Source organism: Burkholderia sp. TSV86 (assembly GCF_001522865.1).
GTDB lineage: Bacteria > Pseudomonadota > Gammaproteobacteria > Burkholderiales > Burkholderiaceae > Burkholderia.
Genome location: NZ_LOWB01000087.1, coordinates 1 through 5650 on the forward strand (window position 1 = coordinate 1; position 5650 = coordinate 5650).

Sequence of the window (5650 nt, forward strand, 5' to 3'; positions counted from 1 at the left end):
AGCGGGAAGTGATCGGCGGGTTGAGGTAGGAAGTGAGTCCCGAGTGCGCGACGGCGATAAAAAGTTGTTGACGGATGAGGAAAAGGGGTTCATAATTTCGCTTCTCTGCTGCTGACAACGCAGCGCTGCTAGGCGGGCAGGAAAGCTTAGCAGGAAATGCTCTTTAACAATGAACAGCCGATAAGTGTGGGCGCTTGATGGAAGCGGACCTGGTTTTACCGGGATAAGCAAAGGTATCAAGAGTCTCACACTAAAGTAAGTCAGGTTAATGAAGAGATTCATAACCTGTCAGCTTTGAGTGAGCGACCGGTTCTACGGAACCGAAAACAGTAACAGGAATTGAACTGAAGAGTTTGATCCTGGCTCAGATTGAACGCTGGCGGCATGCCTTACACATGCAAGTCGAACGGCAGCACGGGTGCTTGCACCTGGTGGCGAGTGGCGAACGGGTGAGTAATACATCGGAACATATCCTGTAGTGGGGGATAGCCCGGCGAAAGCCGGATTAATACCGCATACGATCTATGGATGAAAGCGGGGGACCTTCGGGCCTCGCGCTATAGGGGTGGCCGATGGCTGATTAGCTAGTTGGTGGGGTAAAGGCCTACCAAGGCGACGATCAGTAGCTGGTCTGAGAGGACGACCAGCCACACTGGGACTGAGACACGGCCCAGACTCCTACGGGAGGCAGCAGTGGGGAATTTTGGACAATGGGCGAAAGCCTGATCCAGCAATGCCGCGTGTGTGAAGAAGGCCTTCGGGTTGTAAAGCACTTTTGTCCGGAAAGAAAATCTAATGGCTAATATCCGTTGGGGATGACGGTACCGGAAGAATAAGCACCGGCTAACTACGTGCCAGCAGCCGCGGTAATACGTAGGGTGCGAGCGTTAATCGGAATTACTGGGCGTAAAGCGTGCGCAGGCGGTTCGCTAAGACCGATGTGAAATCCCCGGGCTCAACCTGGGAACTGCATTGGTGACTGGCGGGCTAGAGTATGGCAGAGGGGGGTAGAATTCCACGTGTAGCAGTGAAATGCGTAGAGATGTGGAGGAATACCGATGGCGAAGGCAGCCCCCTGGGCCAATACTGACGCTCATGCACGAAAGCGTGGGGAGCAAACAGGATTAGATACCCTGGTAGTCCACGCCCTAAACGATGTCAACTAGTTGTTGGGGATTCATTTCCTTAGTAACGTAGCTAACGCGTGAAGTTGACCGCCTGGGGAGTACGGTCGCAAGATTAAAACTCAAAGGAATTGACGGGGACCCGCACAAGCGGTGGATGATGTGGATTAATTCGATGCAACGCGAAAAACCTTACCTACCCTTGACATGGACGGAAGCTTGCCGAGAGGTGAGTGTGCTCGAAAGAGAACCGTCGCACAGGTGCTGCATGGCTGTCGTCAGCTCGTGTCGTGAGATGTTGGGTTAAGTCCCGCAACGAGCGCAACCCTTGTCCTTAGTTGCTACGCAAGAGCACTCTAGGGAGACTGCCGGTGACAAACCGGAGGAAGGTGGGGATGACGTCAAGTCCTCATGGCCCTTATGGGTAGGGCTTCACACGTCATACAATGGTCGGAACAGAGGGTCGCCAACCCGCGAGGGGGAGCCAATCCCAGAAAACCGATCGTAGTCCGGATTGCACTCTGCAACTCGAGTGCATGAAGCTGGAATCGCTAGTAATCGCGGATCAGCATGCCGCGGTGAATACGTTCCCGGGTCTTGTACACACCGCCCGTCACACCATGGGAGTGGGTTTTACCAGAAGTGGCTAGTCTAACCGCAAGGAGGACGGTCACCACGGTAGGATTCATGACTGGGGTGAAGTCGTAACAAGGTAGCCGTATCGGAAGGTGCGGCTGGATCACCTCCTTTCTCGAGCTTACCGCGAAGTGAAGCGCTCACGCTTATCGGCTGTTGATTAAGACAGACTCAGGGGTCTGTAGCTCAGTCGGTTAGAGCACCGTCTTGATAAGGCGGGGGTCGTTGGTTCGAATCCAACCAGACCCACCAAGTTGTCTGGACAAGGAAGCCTGAGAGGTCTCTGTATGGGGGCATAGCTCAGCTGGGAGAGCACCTGCTTTGCAAGCAGGGGGTCGTCGGTTCGATCCCGTCTGCCTCCACCAATCACCAACGCTAAGGGTTTGCTGAGAAGTCAGCGAGCGTTTTGCATTGGCGATTGAGCCAGTCAGAGTGATACGAAAGTATCGGCTGTCGTTCTTTAACAATCAGGAAGAAGTAAGTAATTTGGATAGCGGAAGCGTCTTTGAGATGGACGTGGAAGTTATCCGGGTTGTGATTGTATCGATGTATCTCAAGATGATTCGAACGCTATGTTTGACTCAAATTGGAATACGGCACAACGCGAGAACTCAACCTGTAGCGACTGTCGAAGAGACAGACTCGTTATAGGGTCAAGCGAACAAGTGCATGTGGTGGATGCCTTGGCGATCACAGGCGATGAAGGACGCGGTAGCCTGCGAAAAGCCCCGGGGAGCTGGCAAACAAGCTTTGATCCGGGGATGTCCGAATGGGGAAACCCACTCCTAATGGAGTATCCATGGCTGAATACATAGGCCATGTGAGGCGAACGCGGTGAACTGAAACATCTAAGTAACCGCAGGAAAAGAAATCAACCGAGATTCCCAAAGTAGTGGCGAGCGAAATGGGAAGAGCCTGTACTCTTTATTTGTATTGTTAGCCGAACGCTCTGGAAAGTGCGGCCATAGCAGGTGATAGCCCTGTAGGCGAAAACAGTATGAAAGAACTAGGTGTACGACAAGTAGGGCGGGACACGTGAAATCCTGTCTGAAGATGGGGGGACCATCCTCCAAGGCTAAATACTCGTGATCGACCGATAGTGAACCAGTACCGTGAGGGAAAGGCGAAAAGAACCCCGGGAGGGGAGTGAAATAGATCCTGAAACCGCATGCATACAAACAGTCGGAGCCTCGTAAGGGGTGACGGCGTACCTTTTGTATAATGGGTCAGCGACTTACGTTCAGTAGCAAGCTTAACCGAATAGGGCAGGCGTAGCGAAAGCGAGTCCGAATAGGGCGTTCAGTTGCTGGGCGTAGACCCGAAACCAGGTGATCTATCCATGGCCAGGATGAAGGTGCGGTAACACGTACTGGAGGTCCGAACCCACTAACGTTGAAAAGTTAGGGGATGAGCTGTGGATAGGGGTGAAAGGCTAAACAAACCTGGAAATAGCTGGTTCTCTCCGAAAACTATTTAGGTAGTGCCTCGTGTCTCACCTTCGGGGGTAGAGCACTGTCATGGTTGGGGGGTCTATTGCAGATTACCCCGCCATAGCAAACTCCGAATACCGAAGAGTGCAATCACGGGAGACAGACATCGGGTGCTAACGTCCGGTGTCAAGAGGGAAACAACCCAGACCGCCAGCTAAGGTCCCCAAATATGGCTAAGTGGGAAACGAAGTGGGAAGGCTAAAACAGTCAGGAGGTTGGCTTAGAAGCAGCCACCCTTTAAAGAAAGCGTAATAGCTCACTGATCGAGTCGTCCTGCGCGGAAGATGTAACGGGGCTAAGCCATATACCGAAGCTGCGGATGCGAGCTAGTCTCGCATGGTAGGAGAGCGTTCCGTAAGCCTGCGAAGGTGCACTGTAAAGTGTGCTGGAGGTATCGGAAGTGCGAATGCTGACATGAGTAGCGATAAAGGGGGTGAAAGGCCCCCTCGCCGTAAGCCCAAGGTTTCCTACGCAACGTTCATCGGCGTAGGGTGAGTCGGCCCCTAAGGCGAGGCAGAAATGCGTAGCTGATGGGAAGCAGGTCAATATTCCTGCACCATTGTTAGATGCGATGGGGGGACGGATCGCGGAAGGTTGTCCGGGTGTTGGACGTCCCGGTCGCTGCATTGGAGAAGGCGCTTAGGCAAATCCGGGCGCAGAATTCAAGGGTGTGGCGCGAGCGACTTCGGTCGCGAAGCAATTGGAAGTGGTTCCAAGAAAAGCCTCTAAGCTTCAGTCTAACGATGACCGTACCGCAAACCGACACAGGTGGGCGAGATGAGTATTCTAAGGCGCTTGAGAGAACTCGGGAGAAGGAACTCGGCAAATTGGTACCGTAACTTCGGGATAAGGTACGCCCTGGTAGCTTGACTGGCCTGCGCCAGAAGGGTGAAGGGGTTGCAATAAACTGGTGGCTGCGACTGTTTAATAAAAACACAGCACTCTGCAAACACGAAAGTGGACGTATAGGGTGTGACGCCTGCCCGGTGCCGGAAGATTAAATGATGGGGTGCAAGCTCTTGATTGAAGTCCCGGTAAACGGCGGCCGTAACTATAACGGTCCTAAGGTAGCGAAATTCCTTGTCGGGTAAGTTCCGACCTGCACGAATGGCGTAACGATGGCCACACTGTCTCCTCCCGAGACTCAGCGAAGTTGAAGTGTTTGTGATGATGCAATCTACCCGCGGCTAGACGGAAAGACCCCATGAACCTTTACTGTAGCTTTGCATTGGACTTTGAACCGATCTGTGTAGGATAGGTGGGAGGCTATGAAACCGGAACGCTAGTTTCGGTGGAGCCGTCCTTGAAATACCACCCTGGTTTGTTTGAGGTTCTAACCTTGGCCCGTGATCCGGGTCGGGGACAGTGCATGGTAGGCAGTTTGACTGGGGCGGTCTCCTCCCAAAGCGTAACGGAGGAGTACGAAGGTACGCTAGGTACGGTCGGAAATCGTGCTGATAGTGCAATGGCATAAGCGTGCTTAACTGCGAGACCGACAAGTCGAGCAGGTGCGAAAGCAGGTCATAGTGATCCGGTGGTTCTGTATGGAAGGGCCATCGCTCAACGGATAAAAGGTACTCTGGGGATAACAGGCTGATACCGCCCAAGAGTTCATATCGACGGCGGTGTTTGGCACCTCGATGTCGGCTCATCTCATCCTGGGGCTGTAGCCGGTCCCAAGGGTATGGCTGTTCGCCATTTAAAGAGGTACGTGAGCTGGGTTTAAAACGTCGTGAGACAGTTTGGTCCCTATCTGCCGTGGGCGTTGGATATTTGAAGGGGGCTGCTCCTAGTACGAGAGGACCGGAGTGGACGAACCTCTGGTGTACCGGTTGTCACGCCAGTGGCATCGCCGGGTAGCTATGTTCGGAAGAGATAACCGCTGAAAGCATCTAAGCGGGAAACTCGCCTTAAGATGAGATATCCCTGGAGGCTTGACCTCCTTGAAGGGTCGTTCGAGACCAGGACGTTGATAGGTCGGGTGTGTACGCGCAGTAATGCGTTCAGCTAACCGATACTAATTGCCCGTAAGGCTTGATCCTATAACAAGTCTGCCTTGTAGATCGGCGCCGTGCGACAGCACTGGCCGCGATCCAAAGCGACAAGTCGGATTCTCGTGTGTGATACACACAACTCACAATTACTGCTTCTTCCCAGATTGGTCCTGCTGGCCACGCCAGCAGGACAACCCCCTTTGCCTGATGACCATAGCGAGTCGGTCCCACCCCTTCCCATCCCGAACAGGACCGTGAAACGACTCCACGCCGATGATAGTGCGGATCCCCGTGTGAAAGTAGGTAATCGTCAGGCTCCCCTATGAAAACCCCCGCCTAACCAGCGGGGGTTTTTGCTTTCTAACCCCACAAACCCCTCTCATCCCCCTCCCTCTCGCAACGCGCT

At 53.5% G+C, this 5650-nt stretch carries 2 tRNA genes and 3 rRNA genes; all 5 read left to right on the top strand.

The window, feature by feature from the left end:
* Window positions 1-341: 341 nt before the first annotated feature.
* The 5 genes from WS68_RS15900 to rrf all read left to right on the top strand — a co-directional run bounded on the left by WS68_RS15900 (window position 342) and on the right by rrf (window position 5560).
* Window positions 342-1874: ribosomal RNA gene (locus WS68_RS15900) — 16S ribosomal RNA — on the top strand.
* A gap of 61 nt (window positions 1875-1935) precedes the next feature.
* Window positions 1936-2012: transfer RNA gene (locus WS68_RS15905), tRNA-Ile, on the top strand.
* Between the two features lie 37 nt (window positions 2013-2049).
* Window positions 2050-2125 (top strand) — tRNA-Ala (locus WS68_RS15910).
* 286 nt (window positions 2126-2411) lie between these two features.
* A 23S ribosomal RNA gene (locus tag WS68_RS15915) occupies window positions 2412-5292 on the top strand.
* A 155-nt stretch (window positions 5293-5447) separates the two neighbouring features.
* Window positions 5448-5560, top strand: a 5S ribosomal RNA gene (gene rrf, locus WS68_RS15920).
* The 16S, 23S and 5S rRNA genes sit together here with 2 tRNA genes alongside, the layout of an rRNA operon.
* The last annotated feature ends 90 nt before the right edge of the window (window positions 5561-5650 follow it).